Source organism: Paenirhizobium cremeum (assembly GCF_047553425.1).
GTDB lineage: Bacteria > Pseudomonadota > Alphaproteobacteria > Rhizobiales > Rhizobiaceae > Allorhizobium > Allorhizobium cremeum.
Genome location: NZ_CP180217.1, coordinates 956,013 through 975,179, shown reverse-complemented (window position 1 = coordinate 975,179; position 19,167 = coordinate 956,013). Strand labels below are relative to the sequence as shown.

Below are 19,167 nucleotides of genomic sequence, written 5' to 3'. Positions count from 1 at the left end.
GCACTCTCTAGACGTTTCAGGCGTCCGCGGCAACGGCGCAGGCATGCATTTGGCAGCCCATTCGGGCTCAACCATGGCCGGGCACGGCCTCGATAATAACAAAAGCCTGAGCCAGGGGATGGTCGTCGGTGATCGTCAGATGAATCACCGCGCGATGACCCGATGGCAGCATGCGCTGGAGATGCGCCGCAGCGCCGCCCGTCAACTGCATGGTCGGCTTACCCGAGGGCAGGTTGACGACACCCATGTCCCTCCAGAACACACCCTGCGCCATACCGGTGCCGAGCGCCTTTGACATCGCCTCCTTCGCCGCAAACCGCTTGGCATAGGAAGCCGCCCTGTTCTTGCGGCCGTCCGACTTGCGGCGCTCGATCTCGGTGAAACAACGGTTGGTGAAGCGTTCGCCGAACCGTTCGAGCGACTGCTCGACGCGGCGGATATCGATGAGGTCGCTGCCGATGCCGATAATCATGATTTCCTTCGCCCTAACGCACCGACATCAGACGCTCACGCCACCGTCGACCGCTTCCGACAGGCGCATCCTGGCGCGCTGGGAAAGCCGTGCCCGGCGGCGGGCCTGAAAGCCCCGCACCGCATGGAAGGTCAAGCCGTATACGGCGAGACCGGTGACAAGAGCAGGAGGAACGGCGCCAATCAGCATGGGCTCCAGCACCGGCCGCCACAACTGCGACAGATCAAAGGTGCTGACGAGATGATGAAGATCGAGATGGCGCCCGATACTGCTGTCCCCGCCGCCAAGGATCATCGAACCGATCTCCCACGTGGCGGCCCAGATGAACGGAAATGTCAGCGGATTGCCGAAAGCGGTGCCAAGGGCCGCCGCAACCATGTTTCCCGCAACGAGATAGGCGAGCGCGAAGGAGAAAAGGAAATGCAGTCCGACGAACGGCGTCCACGACGACGCGATACCGGCGGCAAAACCGGCAGCGACCGCATGCGGCGAAGCCGTCAGGCGGACGATACGCATACGGAAATACTGAAAAGGACGCGAAAAACCCTTTCGCGGCCAGAAAAGGCCACGCAGCCTTTCGGCTAGTCCTGCGGGTTTACGTCTGCGAAACAGCATGGAGGCACATGTAGTCGATGAGCCCCCGTTTCGACAAGAGCGGCCGAGAGCCTGAGGATACTCGCCATCGCTCCCGGCGAAAATAAGGCGCAGGACAAGCCGTCATGCGCCTTCGGACGGTGCGTCGGCTCAGAGGCCGCGACGGAACATGCCGCGGTCGATCTGACGCTGGCGGAATTCCAGGTCGACCATATCACGGGCGCCGTTCAGGTATGCCATTTCACGATCTGCAACGCTCGGAACGCGCAGGGCCTTGGCCAGCTTGCGGATGGGTTCAAACATTTTTCTGTCCTCGTTCTTTCTCTCTTATGTGAGGACAATGTAATTGTGCGACGCAAAAACCACCAGTTCCGATAAATAGCGACAGCCATGCATCAAATGCATGACTTGCATATAATGCGGCCCGCCACTGCCCATCTCGAAGGCATTTTGTCGCATCCGCGCATAACAGTTGGGCAAGCGAGCATCCACACGGCGCCGGGAAACGCCCGGAGCCTCGTCGCCTGCCTTGCGGCGGCCCTCGTCAATCGTAGACGCGCCGCGCCGTCGAGATACAGTCGAGAGCCTTGAGTTCGGAAATGAGCTGATTCAGCTGGCGCAGGTCCCATACCTCGAGATCGAGCGCCATTTCGGTGAAATCGGTGGCCACGCGCGTCATGCTGAGCGTGCGGATGTTGATGTCGAGGCGGGCGACCGTCTGGGCGACCGTCGCGAGTGTGCCCGGCTCGTTCAGCGCATTAATCAGGATGCGGGCGACGAAACGCGACTTGTTCGCCTCGTCGAGATCCCAGCGCACGTCGATCCAACGTTCCGGTTCGTCATCGAAGCGTTGCAGGCTCGATGCCTGGATCGGATAGATGGTGATGCCCTTGCCGTCTTCCATGATGCCGACGATGCGATCGCCCGGCACGGCACCGGCCGGTGCGAAGTGCACTTCGGCATTGCCGGAGAGACCGCGGATCGGCAGCGGCTCCGGCCCTTCGGCGGTCTTCTCGCCTTCCGTCCCCCGCGTCTTGCCGGGGATCTTGAAGACCATGCCGCTCGCCGTGCTCATGGCAAACCAGCCCTCGTCGCTCGAGGGCTTCACCGTCACGCGCTCGTCCTGGTAATCGGGATAGACCGCCCGCAGCACGTCGAGCGAGGAAATTTCGCCCCGACCGACGGCGGCGATCGCGTCCTCCACCTCGCGCTGACCCAACCGGTGCAGCACCGGGCGCAGTCCGTCCCGCGAGAACACCTTGCCGGCGCGCTCGAAGGTACGCTCCAGAATGCGATAGCCGAGGCCGGAATACTGCTTGCGGATCGCCAAGCGGGTCGCCCGGCGAATGGCGGCGCGCGCCTTGCCGGTTACGACGATCTCTTCCCAAGCAGCTGGCGGAACCTGCACGCCAGAACGGATGATCTCGACTTCGTCGCCGTTCGACAGCCGCGTCACCAGCGGCATGATCGAGCCGTTGATCTTGGCGCCCACGCAGGTATCGCCGATGTTGGTGTGCACGGCATAGGCGAAGTCGATCGGGGTCGCCCCGCGCGGCAGCGCGATCAGCTTGCCCTTCGGCGTGAAGCAGAAGACCTGGTCCTGGAACAGTTCGAGCTTGGTGTGCTCCAGAAACTCTTCCGGATTGTCCCCTTCGGCCAACGCCTCGATGGTGTGGCGCAGCCAGGAATATGCATTGCTCTCGCGCGACAGAAGTTCGCCCGGCTCTCCGTTTTCGCCATCCTTGTACAGCGCGTGGGCGGCGATGCCGAATTCGGCGATTTCGTGCATGCGCCGGGTGCGGATCTGCAACTCGATGCGCTGGCGCGACGGCCCGACGATGGTGGTGTGGATCGAGCGGTAGTCGTTCTGCTTCGGCGTCGAGATGTAGTCCTTGAAGCGACCAGGCACCACCCGCCAGCGGGTGTGCACGATGCCGAGCGCCCGGTAGCAGGACGGAATGTCATCCACCAGAATGCGGAAGCCGTAGACGTCGGAAAGCTGTTCGAAGGAAAGCGACTTCGACTGCATCTTGCGGAAGACCGAATAGGGCTTCTTCTGCCGTCCCTTGACGGACGCCTTGACGAGGCCGTTTGCGACCAGCAGTTCGCGCAGTTCGTCCTCGATCTTCTTGATGAGCCCTTCATTGCGCTGGGAGAGTTCGGCGAGCCGCTGCGTGACAGTCTCGTAGGCTTCCGGATTGATATAACGGAAGGACAGATCCTCCAGCTCGTCGCGCATATCCTGCATGCCCATGCGCCCGGCGAGCGGCGCATAGATTTCCATCGTTTCCTCGGAGATGCGCGCGCGCTTGTCGTCGCGCATGTGTTCGAGCGTCCGCATGTTGTGCAGGCGGTCGGCGAGCTTGACCAGGAGGACGCGCACGTCATCGGAAATCGCAAGCAGCAGCTTGCGGAGGTTTTCCGCCTGTTTTGCCTTCTTGGTGACGAGGTCGAGCTTTTTGAGCTTGGTCAGTCCCTCGACCAGCCGACCGATATCCTCGCCGAACAGTTCGTCGATTTCGGCGCGGGTCGCCGTGGTGTCCTCGATCGTATCGTGCAAAAGCGCAACCGCGATGGTCGATTCGTCGAGATGCATGTCGGTGAGGATGGCGGCGACTTCGAGCGGATGGGAGATATAGGGATCGCCGCTGGCGCGTTTCTGCTTGCCGTGCTTCTGCATGGCATAGACATAGGCCTTGTTGAGGAGGGCTTCGTTGGCATCGGGCTTGTACTTCTGAACCCGCTCAACGAGCTCGTATTGCCGCATCATGCAAAGCTGCTCCACAAAAGAAAAGCGCGCCAACCGTCACGATTGGCGCACGAAACCGTATCCTCTCCGTCAGATTATGACGGAATCAATTGACGATTAGTAATCGTCGCTCTTTTCCGGCGGAACGAGGCCTTCGATGCCGGCCAGCAATTCCTCTTCCGACATCTGGTCAAAAGTAAGGGTTTCCGGCAGATCGTCCTCTTCATCGCCCTTGGTGGCGACTGCGGCGCTTGCGATCATCGCGCCGGCTTCCTGCTCGGGCTCATCCACTTCGACGTGCTTCTGCAGCGAATGGATCAGATCTTCCTTGAGATCGTCGGGCGAGAGGGTTTCATCGGCGATTTCGCGCAGCGCAACAACCGGGTTCTTGTCCTTGTCGCGGTCAACGGTGATCGGTGCGCCCTGCGAAATCTGGCGCGCGCGGTGGCTTGCCAGCAGCACGAGCTCGAAGCGGTTGTCTACTTTGTCGATGCAATCTTCAACGGTGACGCGGGCCATTGCCTGTCCTTTGCGGTCGTGAACTTTCAGGGATTAGCAGCCCGATACAATCAATGGAAGGCAAATTCAAGTTTTTCGTCAACATCCCGCCCCGCCAAGGGAACGGGACTTGAAAAAAAGCACGACCCAATCCGATTGTTTCAACCTATACGTGCTTGGAATATTGCGAATCGTGCCCTAAATCATTCTTATATGAATAGTTCATAAATTACAGGGACTATCCATTGGCGTGCAGGCAAGGTTCTGTTTTGATTATCTTTTGCCAGATAACTCATATTCCTGTTCAAGGATAATTGCGCGATGTTCGACCCGCGGGAAAAAATAGCTCTCTTCATCGACGGCGCGAACCTATACGCCGCTTCAAAGAGCCTCGGCTTTGACATCGACTATCGGAAACTGCTCAAGGCGTTTCAGAAGCGCGGCTACCTTCTGCGGGCTTATTATTATACGGCGCTGATCGAGGATCAGGAATATTCTTCCATTCGTCCGCTGATCGACTGGCTCGACTATAACGGCTACAAGGTCATCACCAAGCCGGCCAAGGAATTCACGGATTCCATGGGACGCCGCAAGGTGAAGGGCAACATGGACATCGAACTGGCCATCGATGCGATGGAACAATCGGAAACCGTCGATCATCTGGTGATCTTCTCCGGTGACGGCGATTTCACCACGCTCGTCGAGGCGCTTCAGCGCAAGGGCCGCAAGGTCTCCGTGGTCTCCACCATGGCAACACAGCCGCCAATGATCGCCGACGACCTTCGCCGGCAGGCCGACTACTTCATCGATCTCGTCTCGCTGAAGGGGGAAATCGGCAGGGACCCGAGCGAGCGTCCGCAACGGGCACTGGACCCCATTCCGGCGGTCGACACAGAGTAGAGGCGGCGTAAGGCCACAGCCTTTGCAACTCTGCTGCAAATATCCGTTCGTTCCGATAGATGCTTGCCCTCAAAAATAACCAAATATGGAATAGGCTCCATATTCCTCAATGCGGCAAAACAAGCCGATACAACTGTGGGCAGTGAAGTACTGTCTCAGTTTTGCGACAATTTCTTCATCGCCGCAAACTTAAATATTATCATTTCGTTAAGTCATCAGGGCTATTTTGCTCACCTGCGCAATCATTGCGCCTCAGGATCTTATTCCACCACTCCTTATTCAAACGAAGGGCGCGTTTCAGTCCGTCCGGAGTTTTCACAACATATAGGCAGACCCATGGGCAGCTTCCGCCGGGACCCATCCCAATTGAACGACCGTTTGAATTTTCTCGATCTGGGTGCGAAAGAAAAAGACACGCTATCGGCCTTGCAGCCGGTCATCAAGGCGGCGATCGGCCCTGCGCTCGACGAGTTCTACCGCCGCGCAAAGGTCCATCCCGAAACGGCGCGTTTCTTTTCCAGCGATGCCCATATCCAGCATGCCAAGGGCCGGCAGGAAAGCCATTGGAGCCTGATCGCCTCGGGCCGCTTCGACGACGACTATGTCGATGCGGTATCTGCAATCGGTCGCACCCATGCGCGGCTCGGCCTGGAACCGCGCTGGTATATCGGCGGTTACGCGCTGATCCTCGACGGCATCATAGAACGTGTTGTCGCAGAAGAGTTGAAGGGTTTCGGACAGTCCCGCAAGGCCAAGCGCATCACGGCCAATGTTAGCGCAATCATGAAAGCCGCCATGCTGGACATGGATTATTCCATTTCCGTCTATCTCGAGGCGCTTGCCGAAGAACGCGCCCGGGCGGAAGAGGAGCGCAACCGCCTGGAGGCCGAACAGGAAGAGGCGCTGAAGGCTCTCGACGGCGCGCTCGGGCATCTCAGCGCCGGCGACCTGACGGCCACGATCGAACATGACCTCGCTCCCAAGTTCGACGGTCTCCGGATCAATTACAACAAGGCCATTTCCTCGCTTGCCACGGCCTTCGGCGAGATCGTCGAGGAAGCCGCGCGCGTCACTTCCAACAGCCGCGAATTGACCGCCGCCACCGACGATATGGCGAAGCGTACCGAGCAACAGGCCGCGGCGCTCGAACAGACGGCAGCGGCGCTCGAGGAAATCGCCACGGTTTCCAAACAGGCCGCGACACGGACCCAAGAAGCGCGCGCGGCCGCCAGGACATCCGCCGAAGAGGCGGTCCGTTCCGGCGAAATCGTCTCGGAGGCGGTCGGCGCCATGGGCGACATCGAGGAATCCTCGCGCAAGATCACGCATATCATCAGCGTGATCGACGAGATTTCGTTCCAGACCAATCTTCTGGCGCTGAATGCCGGGGTCGAGGCCGCCCGCGCGGGCGAAGCCGGTAAAGGTTTTGCGGTCGTCGCGCAGGAAGTGCGCGAACTTGCCCAGCGATCGGCTGCGGCTGCCAAGGAGATCAAGACGCTGATCGACCGCTCGTCGCAGGATGTCGCACGCGGCGTCTCGCTGGTAAACCGAACCGGAGATGCGCTGAAGACCATCGGCGAGCAGGTGCACGCCATCAACGAGCATATCGCCGCGATCGCCACGTCCTCGCAGGAACAATCCGCCGGCATCGGCGAAATCAACGCCGCCATCAACAGCATGGACCAGATGACCCAGCAGAACGCCGCTATGGTCGAGGAAACCAATGCCTCGACCCATACGCTGATGGACGTCTCGACCCACCTGACACGGCTGATTTCGCGCTTCTCGGTATCCAGCTCCTACGACGCGCCGGTCGCATCCGGCGAATACCGGCCGCGCTACGCGGCCTGACGGCGGGGCCGCAGAGGTCCTGTCCATCGGAACGAACCTCCCCGCCGGCGGAAAAAGACATCCATGCTCTTTTTTTGGCGGCGGCAGTTTCTCTGTCGGGGTAAAACGGCGTCATGCTGTTCACCCGCCCCACCGACGAAGTCCTCTATGACGCTCTGGTCGCCCGCGATCCGGCCTATGACGGTTTCGCCTATGTCTGCGTCACTTCCACCCGCATCTTCTGCCGGCTGAGTTGCCCCGCCCGCAAGCCGAAGCCGGAAAACTGCATTTTCCAGGACAATGTCGCGGCCTGCCTCGAAGCGGGTTATCGTCCCTGCAAGCGCTGCCGTCCGCTCCTCAAGTACAAGGATCAGGACCCGACAGTCAGCGCACTGCTTGACGCACTGGAAAAGGAACCGGCGCGACGCTGGCGGGAAGACGATCTGAAAGCCGCGGGATACGATCTCTCCACTGTGCGGCGGGCCTTCAAGCGTCAGTTCGGAATGAGTTTTCTGGAAATGGCGCGCCTGCGGCGCATCGGCCAGGCTGCGGAGCTACTGTCGGAAGGCGGTCGGGTCATCGATGCGCAACTCGATGCAGGCTTCGAGTCCGGCAGCGGCTTTCGCGCCGCCATCAACGCCCTGATCGGCGAGGCGCCGGCAGGGCTTCGCGGCAAGACGCTGCTGAAGGCCGACTGGATCGAAACGCCGCTCGGGCCGATGATGGCGATTGTCGACGACCATGCGCTCCATCTCCTTGAATTCGCCGACCGCCCCGCCCTGCCGAACGAGATCCGGCGTCTCAAGGAAACCTCCCGAATGGCGATTGCCAGCGGACGCACCGCGGTAACGGAGATGCTTGCGGCGGCGCTGGATCGCTATTTCTCCGGCGAGAATTCCGGATTCGATGTTCGCATCGCCGGCCATGGGACCGCTTTCGAACGCGACGTCTGGGCCGCCTTGCAGGCGATCCCGGCCGGCGAAACGACGAGTTATTCCGAGCTTGCCGGCAGGATCGGTCGCCATTCCGCAGTCCGTGCTGTCGCGCGCGCCAATGGCGCAAACCGGATCGCCATCCTGATCCCGTGCCATCGGGTGCTAGGCGCCGACGGCAGCCTCACCGGCTATGGCGGCGGCCTCTGGCGCAAGCGCTGGCTGATCGAACACGAGCGACGCATGGCCGGGAGCCGCGAGACCTCCGCAACGCGCTAAAGCATCCGGCCTATTGCTCACAGGAAACGAGCCAGCCAGCAGAGCAGCCGGATCGTGCGATCCCTGCCCTTCCATTCCGGCCTTTCCAGGGGATCGGCGAGCGGATGCCGGGCTTGCCGGCCCGGCCTTGCCGCCAGAAAGAGCAGAAGCCAGTTGAGCCGCATGGCGTTTTCCTCCAGACTGATGCCGTTAATTCCTTGTTTCGCCGCAGGTCGCTGCCGCCGGGCGGCTTTGCGCCTTGTGCGGCATGCCTTAGTTAAGCCTTTGTTTTTTCAGGGTGTAGATGCAGGAATGAACGGAGCGTTTCAGCCATGAAAGACGAGAACTGGGATGATCTCAGGCTTTTCCTGCAGGTGGCGCAGGCGGGCGGGCTGGTCGGCGCCGCCGAGCGCACCGGCATCAGCGCGCCAACCATCGGCCGCCGCATGCTGGCGCTCGAACGGGCGACCGGCCACAGTCTCTTCATCCGCCACAGCAAGGGCTACAGTCTGGCGCCGGACGGCGAAGTCCTGCTGCAACACGTGCAGCGCATGGAGGCGGAGGCGGTCGCGATCCGCCGCTGGAACGAAAACGGCTATTGCCTGCCGATCGTTTCCGTTGCCAGCAACAGCTGGCTGTCGATGTTTCTCGCCCGGCGGCTGCCCGCGATCTGGAGCCCTCAGGATTCCTTCCGGCTCTGCGTCAAGGCAAGCGATGCCGGCGTGGACCTTATCTTCCGGGAAGCCGAAATCGAGCTCACGCATCAACGCCCATCCGCCGGCAACCTGGCAGCGCGCCAGTCCGTGCGGATCCGCTATGCAGCCTATGCGATTCCCGCGGTTGCACAGGAAAAGCAGGAGAGATGGATTTCGATCGGCCGCGAACAGGCAACAGCCGCAGCCGACAAGTGGATTTCACGCCAACCTGACAAATGGATCAGCGTCTGGACCACGACGCCGGCGGCTCTTCTTGAACTGGTTCGCGCCGGAGGAGGCCGGGCGATCCTGCCGTGCTTCATCGGGGAACGGGAAGAAGGGCTGGTACGGATCGGCGAACCGATCGAGGCGCTTACGGCGGACCTGTGGATCACCATGCATGACGACGACCGCAGCCGCCCCGAGGTACGCCTGATGATCGACCGGCTGGCAAAGCTTCTTCAAACCCATGCGACGCTGTTTGCCGGTCCGGATCGGGCCGCGGCAGCGGAATGAATGCACGGCTTTCGTCTTACGGCGCTTCGAAGCTGATCGGCTGGGCGCCTTGCCACAGAACCATCCGGCCCATGGCTTCCAGATTCTCCCTGCCCTCGATGACGGTCAGGAAATGATTTCCCGCGAGCGCGCCCATCTTGCTGGCGAAATGGGAACTGCCATAGGCGAACAGAAGTTCCGTCTCGCTGTATCCGCCGGGATAAAGCAGGATGTCGCCACGGGAGGGGTGGCAGGTATGGTTTTCGAAGCCCGCCCCGAACTGGAAATCGCCAAGCGGCACCCAGACGGCCTCACCGCTCCAGCGGGAATGGATCGTCTGGTTGCGAAACGGCAGGAAGCTCTTGAATATCCGGCAGGTTTCCGGCGCCTTCTCGATCTCGAAACGGGCGGTGAACGCAAACGGGCCGACGACCAGCTTCAGCAATTCGTCAGCCATATCAGCCGGCCGTCTTGAGAAGGCGCGACTTCTGGCGGTTCCAGTCCCGTTCCTTCGCCGTCTCGCGCTTGTCGTGCAGCTTCTTGCCCTTGGCGAGCGCGAGTTCCAGCTTGGCCCTGCCCTTTTCGTTGAAGTAGATCTTCAACGGCACGAGCGTCATGCCTTCGCGATTGATGGCGGCGCGCATACGGTTGATCTCGCGCTTGTTCAGGAGCAGTTTGCGACGACGGCGGGTCTCGTGGTTGAAGCGGTTGGCCTGCAGATATTCCGGCAGATAGGAGTTAATCAGCCAGATCTCGTCCCCCTCGTCCGAGGCGTAGGATTCCGCGATATTCGCCTTGCCTTCACGCAACGACTTGACCTCGGTGCCGGTCAGAACAAGACCGGCCTCGTAGGTATCGATGATCTCGTAATTGAAACGGGCCTTGCGGTTTTCCGCAACGACCTTGTTCACGATGCGCTGGCTGCCTCGGGGTGCCATGATGAAAAGTCCAATCCGCCCGGAATGCTTGTTATCTTGCGGAGGGCGGGCGTCCCGTCCAGCTTTTGTCGTTCCTATGTAATATAGCGACCGCCGGAAGGGAAGAAGCCGGGCGCTGGCGCCCGGCCTGTCGGTCAGTTGGCAAGACCTGCATGCACCAGCGCGGCATCGATCGCCGCTTCGGTCGCGGGCTCCAGCGTCGGCAGCAGCGGCAGGCGCACATTGCGGCTCATGCGGCCAAGCCTGGCCAGCGCGTATTTGACGCCACAGAGGCCGGGCTCCATGAAGATCGCCTTGTGCAGGGGCATCAGACGGTCCTGATAGGCGAGCGCCGTCTTGTAATCGCCGGCAAGCGTCGCCGCCTGGAATTCGGCACAGAGTTTCGGGGCGGCATTGGCCGTGACCGAAATGCAACCGACGCCGCCATGGGCGTTGAAGCCAAGCGCGGTCGCATCCTCGCCGGAAAGCTGAATGAAATCGACGCCGCAGGTGATGCGCTGGTCGGAAACACGCTCCAGCTTGCCCGTCGCATCCTTCACACCGACGATATTCTTGTGCGCCTTCGCCAGCGCGCCCATGGTCTCGGGCGACATGTCGATGACCGACCGGCCGGGAATATTGTAGATGAAGATCGGCAGCTTCACGGATTGGGCAATCGCGGAAAAGTGGGCGAAAAGGCCCTTCTGCGTCGGCTTGTTATAATAAGGAGTGACGACCAGCAGGGCATCGGCGCCAACGGCTTCGGCATGCTGGGCCAGTTCGATGGCTTCCCGGGTGTTGTTCGAGCCGGCGCCGGCAATCACAGGCACGCGCTTGGCAGCAACCTCGACACAGAGTTCCACGACCCGTTTGTGCTCGTCATGGGAAAGGGTCGGAGATTCGCCGGTGGTGCCGACCGGCACGAGGCCGGAGCTTCCTTCGGCGATCTGCCATTCCACATGGGCGGCAAAGGCGGCCTCGTCAACGGCGCCCGTTTCGGTGAACGGCGTGACGAGCGCGGGAATGGATCCCTGGAACATACATTAGACTCCTGCCGGCCAGCGCTCACGCTTCGGCCGTATTCCTCGATTAAGACGCGCGCACATTACTTTGCAGAATGCAGCGCGACAAGCGGAACGCTGACGGTTTTGTGACGGATTTGGCGATGCGGAACATCGAATTTCTGGCTTTTCGGAAAGGTTTCGTTAATCTGACGGATGGCTAATGGAGACGATGCACAGTGTTCCATGAGTAGCGGGATGAGACGGGTCGGACTTTCGATATCCATCTTCGGTCTGGGGCTTGCCGTAATGGCCGCCAACGGTCTGTCCGTCTTTGCGGAATCCATACCCGTACCCCCGGCGAAACCGGTCGCCCTGGGTATCGCCGCGATCATCCCGCCCTCTCCGGAAACGACCGGCGCAATCCCGCGCACGGGTCGGCTTGGATCGGTAAATCCGCTGCTGAAAAGCGGGCTGGATGCGCTTTCCAACAAAAAGGGCGCCGATGCGCTGGCGATCCGCGACAGGATGCCGGAGGGGCTCGACCGCCACATGCTGACATGGTCCATCGCCATGTCCGGCCTGCCCGGCATTCCCTCGGCGGAAATCGCCGCAGCGCAGAACGAACTGAAAGGCTGGCCGGGCCTTGCAGCCTTCCGGGCCAATTCCGAGCGGGCGCTTTATCGCGAGAACCCGCCGGCGGCGGACGTGCTTTCTGCCTTCGGCACCACGGCGCCGGAAACCGCGGAAGGCGCCATCATTCTTTCTCGGGCACTCGTTACAAAGGGTGACAGCGCGGCAGCGGCAAAGGTGCTCCGCAAGATATGGCGGGAACAGGCGCTCGACACGTCGCTCGAAGACAAGATCATTGCCGAGTTTCCGCAGCTCCTGACGCCTGCGGATCACAAGGCCCGCATGGATTACCTGATGTACCGGAGCCGGATCGGCCAAGCCAAGCGGTTCTCCAGTCTCGGACAGGCGCAATCGCTTTACAATGCCTGGGCGGCCGTGCTGAACCGGTCCGCGCAGGCTCCCGCCCTGCTCAAGGCGGTCGATGCGAAATGGGCTTCCGATCCGGCCTTCCTGTTTGCCCGGATCGAAAACCTGCGGCGGCAGGAGAAATACGAGGAAGCCGCCGCGCTACTGGCAAAGGCGCCGCGCGAGGCATCGAAGCTCGTCAACACGACGGAGTGGTGGAACGAACAGCGGATCGTCGCACGGGGGCTGGCTGACCTCGGCAAGTTCAAGGCCGCCTATCAGATCGCCTCACGCCACGCCGCCACCGAGCCCGTGGACGTGGTGGACGCCGAGTTCCACGCCGGCTGGTTCGCCCTGCGCGGGCTGCTGGACGGCCAGACCGCGGCCGGTCATTTCCGCAGGATTTTGCAGGTGTCGGACAAGCCGTTATCGGCGTCGCGCGCATGGTACTGGCTCGGCCGGGCCGCGGAGGCGAGCGGAGACGGCAAGGCGCAGGAATATTTCGCCAAGGCCGCCCGGTTCCCGAGCACCTTTTACGGGCAGCTGGCCGGCGCGCGCGCGAAGAACGGCAGCCTGCAGATCCCCTATCCCCAGCCGAGCGCCGAGGAACGCCAGCGTTTCGACAGGCGCGAGGCGGTGCAGGCCATTGCCCGCTTCGAGGCAGCCGGTCATGCATGGCGCGGCGACAGCCTCTACCGGGCTCTTGCCCAGCAGCTCGACAGCCCCGGCGAACTGGCCCTTTTAACGGCCAAGGCGGAAAAGACAGGAAACCACCAATTGTCGCTGCAGATCGGCAAGACCGCCTATGCGCGAGGCATCGACGTGCCCGCGCTCGCCTTCCCGATCGGCGTCATTCCCGCGAATGCCAATATCGAAGGATCAGGGAAGGCCCTGGCCTACGCCATCGCCCGCCAGGAAAGCGCCTTCAATCCCGCGGCCGTTTCTCCCGCCAACGCCCGCGGCCTGCTTCAACTTTTGCCGACGACGGCAAAAGGCGTCGCGACCCGCCATGGCCTTGCCTATTCCAAGGAAAAGCTGACGACCGATGCCGGATACAATGCCACGCTCGGCGCCCATTACCTCGGCGAACAGATCGACGCTTTCGGCGGCTCCTATATCCTGACCTTCATCGCCTATAATGCCGGACCGAAGCGGGTGCCCGAATGGCTCGACCGCTATGGCGATCCGCGCGGGCGGCCGATCGACGAGGTGGTGGACTGGATCGAGCGTATCCCCTTCCCCGAGACGCGCAACTACGTGCAGCGGGTGATGGAGAACTACCAGATCTACAAGAGCCGGCTCGGCCAGAAGGCCGATATCGTCCACGACCTGCGATACGGTCGCTGACCATCTTTCATGCCGGCGGCAAAGCGCGCTACAACAGCCTCTCGGCGCGTTTGCGGGAGGCTCTTGTGACGAGCAACTATACCAGTGGGTTTGACAGGCATTTCGTTCCGCTCATCGATGGGCTCAGGCTGCATGTCCGTGTCTATGGCGCCGGAAACGACGGCCTGCCGGTGATATGCCTGCCCGGCCTTTCCCGTAATTCCCGCGATTTTCATCAGCTTGCGCTTCAACTCTCGACACAGCCGTCCGCACCGTTGCGCGTAATGACCATCGATTCGCGCGGGCGCGGCCTCTCGGACCGGGATGAAAAGACAGAGCGCTACACCGTTGCGACCGAGGCGCAGGACGTGGTTGCCGTTCTCGATCATTTCGGCATCGATCGCGCCCCCTTCATCGGCACCTCGCGCGGCGGCCTTATCCTGCATGTGCTGGCGGCCACACATCCGGAACGCATCGCCGGCGTCGTGCTCAACGATATCGGCCCCGTGATCGAGATCGAGGGACTGAAGCAGATACAGGCCTATCTCGGTCGAGAGCGCCATCCGGCGGATTTCGACGATGCCACGGCGATCCTGAAAGAAACGCATGGCGCAAGCTTCCCCACACTTGAGGATGCCGACTGGCGTGACATGGCCGACGCGATTTACCGGGACATCGATGGAGAGCTGGTTGCGGATTTCGATCCTGCAATTGCCGAACAGCTTCGTGCGGCGGATCTCAGCCAGCCACTTCCCGACCTGTGGGCGCAGTTCGATTTCTTCCGTACGCTGCCATTGATGGCGATACGCGGGGCAACCTCGCGCCTGCTGTCACAGGAAACCGCCGAAGCCATGGCCAAGCGGCATCCGGAGATGCGCCTGCTGATCGTTCCGGGCCAGGGCCATGCCCCGATCCTGCATCTCGGAGACATCCCTTCGAAACTTCATGCGTTTCTGAGCACTATTCGCTGACGCTGTGGAAGAAGGCGCCTCGTCTCCAGCCAGGGCACGACGAAAATAACCCATATGCCCGCGGCGAGGATAGGCCGCCCTTTCGCGTTCGCTCGGGCGGCAAGCCCTTCGACGTGCGAAAATCGCAGACCGTTGTCTGAAAAAAGAAAAGCCCGGTCTTGCGACCGGGCTTTCCCTATAAGATCGGGTGATCTTATTAGAACGAACGCTGCAGGCGGACGAAGCCTTCCCAAGCGCCGTCAACACCAGCTTCGTCGGTGTCAGCATACTGAACCGAAACCTTGGTCTTCAGGCCTTCAGCGATAGCGTAGTCGAGGGTTACGCCAGCCTTCCAAGCGTCAACGTCGCCCGTGAAGTCGCCGTCAGCGTCAGCATAGCCGTAGTTCCACCAGTACTGGAAGCCGGGGGTCAGGGTCAGCTTGTCGGTGAGCTTGGCTGCGTATTCAGCAGCAACGGTCCACTCTGCCAGGTCGTAGTAAGCGTTTACGCCGGAGGAGTAGATAGCTGCGAGGCCGAGGGTGCCCGGGCCGATTTCAGCTTCGACGATAGCGCGGACAGCGCCGTTTTCAGCTGCGAAGTCGTAACCGCCGAGCAAGGTGCCGGTGACCGGACCGAAGGTAGCGGAAACCATGGCTTCGATACCGACGTTGTCGTTGTCGTCGTAGTAAGCGAAGGCCGGATCCCAGTCAGCGTAGGTGTCGGTCAGTTCGTCAACGAATACGCCGACCTTGAAGGCGTCAGCAGCATATTCGTAACCGATGGCGTTGATCAGGTTCGAACCGAGGTCGTCGGTTTCGCCGGACAGACCAGCATCCCAGTAGTTGTACATGTAGCCGACCTTGAAGCCGCCGACAGTGATGTAGGCTTCGTCAAGTTCGAAAGAGGTGTTGCCGTAGTCGTCGTCACCCCAGGACTTGAATGCGAAGTAAGAACCGATCGTGCCGATTTCGGAGTCGTTCTTGGCTTCGATGGAGAGGTAGCCACGGGTACGGGCGTTCCAATCGAAGTCGTCGTCGTCGCTTTCAGACCAGTCGAACTGAGCACGAACGTAACCGCCGATCTTGAGGCAGGTTTCGGTGCCGGGGATGTAGAAGTAGCCGGTGCCGAAAGCGTCGCAAACGCGAACGTATTCAACCGGCTCGGGCTCGGCAGCAACGATAGCGTCAGCAGCCTGAGCGCCGGATACTACTGCGAGAGCAGCAGCGGAGCCGAGAAGAAGGCTCTTGATGTTCATATTGACCTCCAGTCAAGTTTCGTATGGGTCTGGGTTCTTTGGCTGAAGGACAGCATTCCCTGCCCCATCCCCGTCGGTTTCAGAAGACGGACGATCCACCGCCTCGCTTCCGAGATTGAAAATACAAAACGCCGTCCGTCATGCAATCACCAAACAAGCGAAAGGGAGGTTTCCATACGCCCTTCCCAAATGGCTGTTGCTGAAAGGACACAAAGTCGCCACCAGACCGGCCCAACCGTTTACCCTCTGTTAAGAAAGTCGTTATGAAAGACGGACTTAGAGGGATTTTCACGCAGATCTGCGGATGGTTCAAATGCCACCTTTTCCCAAAAGGATACAGATTCCGCCCCTCCATTCGGGCCGTTTAGCGACCACTTACATACAAACAACGCACGGAGGATGGCATTCGATCGTCACCCGGAGCACCGAATCCTAGCTCTTTATAGGTAGTCATTCGCCAGGAAAGGCGACTCGACCGCGAGAATCGCCCTCAATCGATTCGGGGATAAAACAGAATCGCCCGGTATCTCCTGGCTTTAGTCGGGATCGGCGCGATCCGGCCTGCCGGCACATGACAACCTTGGAAATTGTCATCGGACTGCGGAAAAGGCCTTGCAATCGGCCATCCAAGCAAATAATCAGGCCGGACCGGAGAGGTGGCCGAGTGGTCGAAGGCGCTCCCCTGCTAAGGGAGTATACGTCAAAAGCGTATCGAGGGTTCGAATCCCTTCCTCTCCGCCACGCATTTTCCCAGACATCGTCGTTTCTCCAGGCATCGCCCTGGCCGATCTCGCCGCCAGCTCGCATGCGCTTGTGCGACTGCCTGAGGCCTTTTCAGTGCGCCCAAAATCGTTGTCAGACACGGCGGATGGCGTCATCGAAGCGTTCATCCAGATCTCCATCTCCGATCAACCATTTGAAATCAATCATCAAATTCAAAAAATCGAACCTCCAGCCTCTTATAATTGACTGGAGGTCAATATGAACATCAAGAGCCTTCTTCTCGGCTCCGCTGCTGCTCTCGCAGTAGTATCCGGCGCTCAGGCTGCTGACGCTATCGTTGCTGCCGAGCCCGAGCCGGTTGAATACGTTCGCGTTTGCGACGCTTTCGGCACCGGCTACTTCTACATCCCCGGCACCGAAACCTGCCTCAAGATCAGCGGTTACGTTCGTACCGAACTGCAGTGGTCCAGCCGTGACCGCGGCGACGGCTCCGACGATTTCGACTGGAACGCCCGTACCCGCGCCAAGGTCAACTTCGAAGCCAAGAACGACTCCGAAATCGGCACCATCGGTTCCTACATCGCGATCCGCACCTGGGCTGAAGGCGACTACGACGGTGGCGAACTCGAGATCGACGAAGCCTACATCACTGCAGCCGGCTTCAAGGTCGGTTACATGTATAACTACTGGGATAACGACCTGTCCGGCGAAACCGACGACCTCGGTTCGAACCGCCTGAACGCCATCGGTTACGAATATGCTTCCGACGCGTTCTCGGTCGGCGTCTTCGCTGAAGAACTGACCCAGACCTACAGCGGCGACGAGTCCTTCTACGGCGATAACGACAATGTCGGTATCGACGCCCAGATCGCCGCCACCTTCGGCGTCGTCACCGGCGAACTGCTCGGCGGTTACGACTTCGCAGCTGAAAACGGTGCCGTTCGCGCCAAGCTGCTTGCTGACATCGGCCCGGGCACCCTCGGCCTCGCAGCGATCTACTCCTCCGGCGCAAACGCCTACTACGACCTCGCAGAGTGGACCGTTGCCGCTCAGTACGAAGCCAAGCTGACCGACAAGATCAGCCTGACCCCCGGCTTCCAGTACTGGTGGAACTACGGCCTCGTCAGCGTCGACGAATTCGACGAAGACAACGAAGCCTGGAAGGCCGGCGTAACCCTCGATTACAAAATCGCGGAAGGCCTGACCACCAAGGTTTCGGTTCAGTACTTCGACGAAGACCAGGCCGACGACGACGGTTCCTGGGAAGGTTTCGTCCGCCTGCAGCGTTCGTTCTAATCCGATCTTTCGGATCGGGGATCCGGCCTTGCGGCCGGATCCCACCCCCAAAGCCCTGATATCCAGCGGTTTTGCATGTCAAATGTCTGAAATGCCTCGAGCTGGCCAGTTGAGACGACTGTTGCCGGCCCGCAACGTTATGTGACGAAAACTCGATCTTCCGCGGCATTGCGCAACTTATGAACTATACTTTTTATGAATCATAACCATATTCGATCCCGCAAGGCCCAAGAGGGGCCGGGATTGTAGTGAGGCAAGCGTGAACAGCATGGTATCGGAAAACAGGGAGACATTCGACGCAGGCGTCGAAGTGCCTTTTTATTCCGTTCATTACCAATACGGCTCCACGAGCAGGCTAAACGAAGTTCGTGACACATCCCTCCGTGCGCTGTTCGCCAAATATGGTGATATCCTCTGGCTGAATGGCAGCCACAAATACAACGTCACCAACTTCATTGCCGAACTGCACGATCTGCTGGATTGCCCGAGCTTCTCGACGTTCTCCGACGACATGCTCGATGAACTGATTGGAAAGTTGCGCAAACGCGGTAACAGCAATGCCACCATCAACAGAAAGATGGCGGCTTTAAGCAAACTACTGCGAAAGGCGTTCAAGATGGGAGACGTTTATAGCCTGCCCGAATTCAAACGTCAGAAAGAGAAGGCCGGTCGAATCCGCTTTCTCGACAAGGACGAGGAAAACGCGCTCTTCAACGAAATGAGGGCCCATTCCGATCTCTACTACAGATTCTGCATCTTCCTCGTCGATACGGGCGCCCGCCTGAGCGAGGGCTTGAACCTGCGCTGGGGCGACATGAACTCCACGCGCGTCACCTTCTGGGTGACGAAATCCGGACGCAGTCGCTCGGTCCCCCTCACCCACCGGGCTGCCGAGGCAATCGCCAAGTCGAGCAAGCGCCAACCCGGCCCGTTCTGCGAAATCGACCAGCAGCGCTTCCGCATCGCCTGGCACCAGGCGAAGGAGGCTGTCGGCCTCGGCGATGACAAGGACGTGGTTCCGCACGTGCTGCGCCATACCTGCGCGTCGCGCCTGGTGCAGGGCGGGATCGACATCCGTCGTGTGCAGATGTGGCTCGGCCACCAGACCCTGTCGATGACCATGCGTTACGCGCATCTTGCCTCGCATGATCTCGACATGTGCGTACCGGTTCTGGAGCGCGCTGCCGCCTGCTGACCACCCCTTTTTTTTGAGGGGAAAATGTTAGCGCTAACATCTTCGTGATCGCTTCGTGATCGGGATGATGAACAAAGCAGCAGACCACTCCGCCAAACCATGA

At 60.4% G+C, this 19,167-nt stretch carries 18 protein-coding genes and 1 tRNA gene; 9 read left to right on the top strand and 10 right to left on the bottom strand.

The features are described from left to right. Positions 1–67: 67 nt before the first annotated feature. From acpS to rpoZ, 5 genes are all read right to left on the bottom strand, one after another. Positions 68–472: a holo-ACP synthase gene (acpS, locus tag ACLBKR_RS04795; RefSeq protein ID WP_112827380.1), complete on the bottom strand. Its 405-nt coding sequence runs from the start codon at positions 470–472 to the stop codon at positions 68–70. 27 nt (positions 473–499) lie between these two features. Further along, a complete protein-coding gene (locus tag ACLBKR_RS04790; protein WP_113426108.1) occupies positions 500–1,087 on the bottom strand; it encodes a DUF2062 domain-containing protein in 588 nt (195 codons plus the stop codon). Positions 1,088–1,216: 129 nt separating this feature from the next. Beyond that, positions 1,217–1,369 (bottom strand): DUF3563 family protein, encoded by a 153-nt coding sequence (locus tag ACLBKR_RS04785; RefSeq protein ID WP_112827382.1) that lies wholly within the window; start codon positions 1,367–1,369, stop codon positions 1,217–1,219. Between the two features lie 241 nt (positions 1,370–1,610). Further along, positions 1,611–3,836: a RelA/SpoT family protein gene (locus ACLBKR_RS04780; protein ID WP_113448819.1), complete on the bottom strand. Its 2,226-nt coding sequence runs from the start codon at positions 3,834–3,836 to the stop codon at positions 1,611–1,613. A 96-nt stretch (positions 3,837–3,932) separates the two neighbouring features. Then, positions 3,933–4,334: a DNA-directed RNA polymerase subunit omega gene (gene rpoZ / locus ACLBKR_RS04775; RefSeq protein ID WP_113448820.1), complete on the bottom strand. Its 402-nt coding sequence runs from the start codon at positions 4,332–4,334 to the stop codon at positions 3,933–3,935. A 300-nt stretch (positions 4,335–4,634) separates the two neighbouring features. On the opposite strand from rpoZ, the gene ACLBKR_RS04770 reads away from it, so the two are divergent. The 3 genes from ACLBKR_RS04770 to ACLBKR_RS04760 all read left to right on the top strand — a co-directional run bounded on the left by ACLBKR_RS04770 (position 4,635) and on the right by ACLBKR_RS04760 (position 8,254). Beyond that, entirely contained in the window at positions 4,635–5,213 is a 579-nt protein-coding gene (locus ACLBKR_RS04770) for an NYN domain-containing protein (RefSeq protein WP_113338616.1), read from the top strand. 336 nt (positions 5,214–5,549) lie between these two features. Beyond that, on the top strand, positions 5,550–7,064 hold the full coding sequence (locus ACLBKR_RS04765) for a globin-coupled sensor protein (protein ID WP_113486618.1): 1,515 nt from the start codon (positions 5,550–5,552) through the stop codon (positions 7,062–7,064). A 113-nt stretch (positions 7,065–7,177) separates the two neighbouring features. Beyond that, the gene (locus tag ACLBKR_RS04760) at positions 7,178–8,254 is read left to right on the top strand and encodes a trifunctional transcriptional activator/DNA repair protein Ada/methylated-DNA--[protein]-cysteine S-methyltransferase (RefSeq protein WP_113448822.1); all 1,077 of its coding nucleotides are present in this window, start codon (positions 7,178–7,180) and stop codon (positions 8,252–8,254) included. A gap of 17 nt (positions 8,255–8,271) precedes the next feature. On the opposite strand, the gene ACLBKR_RS04755 is transcribed toward ACLBKR_RS04760, so the two are convergent. Beyond that, positions 8,272–8,418, bottom strand: coding sequence for a hypothetical protein (locus ACLBKR_RS04755; RefSeq protein WP_162748401.1), 147 nt, complete (start codon positions 8,416–8,418; stop codon positions 8,272–8,274). Between the two features lie 147 nt (positions 8,419–8,565). On the opposite strand from ACLBKR_RS04755, the gene ACLBKR_RS04750 reads away from it, so the two are divergent. Continuing rightward, positions 8,566–9,444: a LysR family transcriptional regulator gene (locus ACLBKR_RS04750; protein ID WP_113486616.1), complete on the top strand. Its 879-nt coding sequence runs from the start codon at positions 8,566–8,568 to the stop codon at positions 9,442–9,444. 16 nt (positions 9,445–9,460) lie between these two features. Here ACLBKR_RS04750 and ACLBKR_RS04745 read toward each other — a convergent pair whose 3' ends face one another. The 3 genes from ACLBKR_RS04745 to dapA form a co-directional block, all read right to left on the bottom strand. Beyond that, positions 9,461–9,880: a DUF3830 family protein gene (locus tag ACLBKR_RS04745; protein ID WP_112827389.1), complete on the bottom strand. Its 420-nt coding sequence runs from the start codon at positions 9,878–9,880 to the stop codon at positions 9,461–9,463. Position 9,881: 1 nt separating this feature from the next. Further along, positions 9,882–10,361 carry an SsrA-binding protein SmpB gene (gene smpB, locus ACLBKR_RS04740; RefSeq protein ID WP_112827390.1) on the bottom strand — a complete coding sequence of 160 codons (480 nt, stop codon included), beginning with the start codon at positions 10,359–10,361 and terminating at the stop codon, positions 9,882–9,884. A 134-nt stretch (positions 10,362–10,495) separates the two neighbouring features. Beyond that, a complete protein-coding gene (gene dapA / locus ACLBKR_RS04735) occupies positions 10,496–11,380 on the bottom strand; it encodes a 4-hydroxy-tetrahydrodipicolinate synthase (RefSeq protein WP_112827391.1) in 885 nt (294 codons plus the stop codon). Between the two features lie 219 nt (positions 11,381–11,599). Here dapA and ACLBKR_RS04730 point away from each other — a divergent pair, with 219 nt between their 5' ends. Both ACLBKR_RS04730 and ACLBKR_RS04725 read left to right on the top strand, forming a co-directional pair. Continuing rightward, entirely contained in the window at positions 11,600–13,666 is a 2,067-nt protein-coding gene (locus ACLBKR_RS04730) for a lytic transglycosylase domain-containing protein (protein ID WP_414900821.1), read from the top strand. A gap of 65 nt (positions 13,667–13,731) precedes the next feature. After that, positions 13,732–14,616 (top strand): alpha/beta fold hydrolase, encoded by an 885-nt coding sequence (locus ACLBKR_RS04725; RefSeq protein WP_113444137.1) that lies wholly within the window; start codon positions 13,732–13,734, stop codon positions 14,614–14,616. 196 nt (positions 14,617–14,812) lie between these two features. On the opposite strand, the gene ACLBKR_RS04720 is transcribed toward ACLBKR_RS04725, so the two are convergent. Next, positions 14,813–15,850 (bottom strand): porin, encoded by a 1,038-nt coding sequence (locus tag ACLBKR_RS04720; RefSeq protein WP_112827394.1) that lies wholly within the window; start codon positions 15,848–15,850, stop codon positions 14,813–14,815. Between the two features lie 650 nt (positions 15,851–16,500). Here ACLBKR_RS04720 and ACLBKR_RS04715 point away from each other — a divergent pair. From ACLBKR_RS04715 to ACLBKR_RS04705, 3 genes are all read left to right on the top strand, one after another. Next, positions 16,501–16,591: transfer RNA gene (locus ACLBKR_RS04715), tRNA-Ser, on the top strand. Between the two features lie 240 nt (positions 16,592–16,831). Beyond that, positions 16,832–17,869 (top strand): porin, encoded by a 1,038-nt coding sequence (locus ACLBKR_RS04710; RefSeq protein WP_112827395.1) that lies wholly within the window; start codon positions 16,832–16,834, stop codon positions 17,867–17,869. Between the two features lie 268 nt (positions 17,870–18,137). Beyond that, entirely contained in the window at positions 18,138–19,064 is a 927-nt protein-coding gene (locus tag ACLBKR_RS04705) for a site-specific integrase (RefSeq protein ID WP_113341121.1), read from the top strand. The last annotated feature ends 103 nt before the right edge of the window (positions 19,065–19,167 follow it).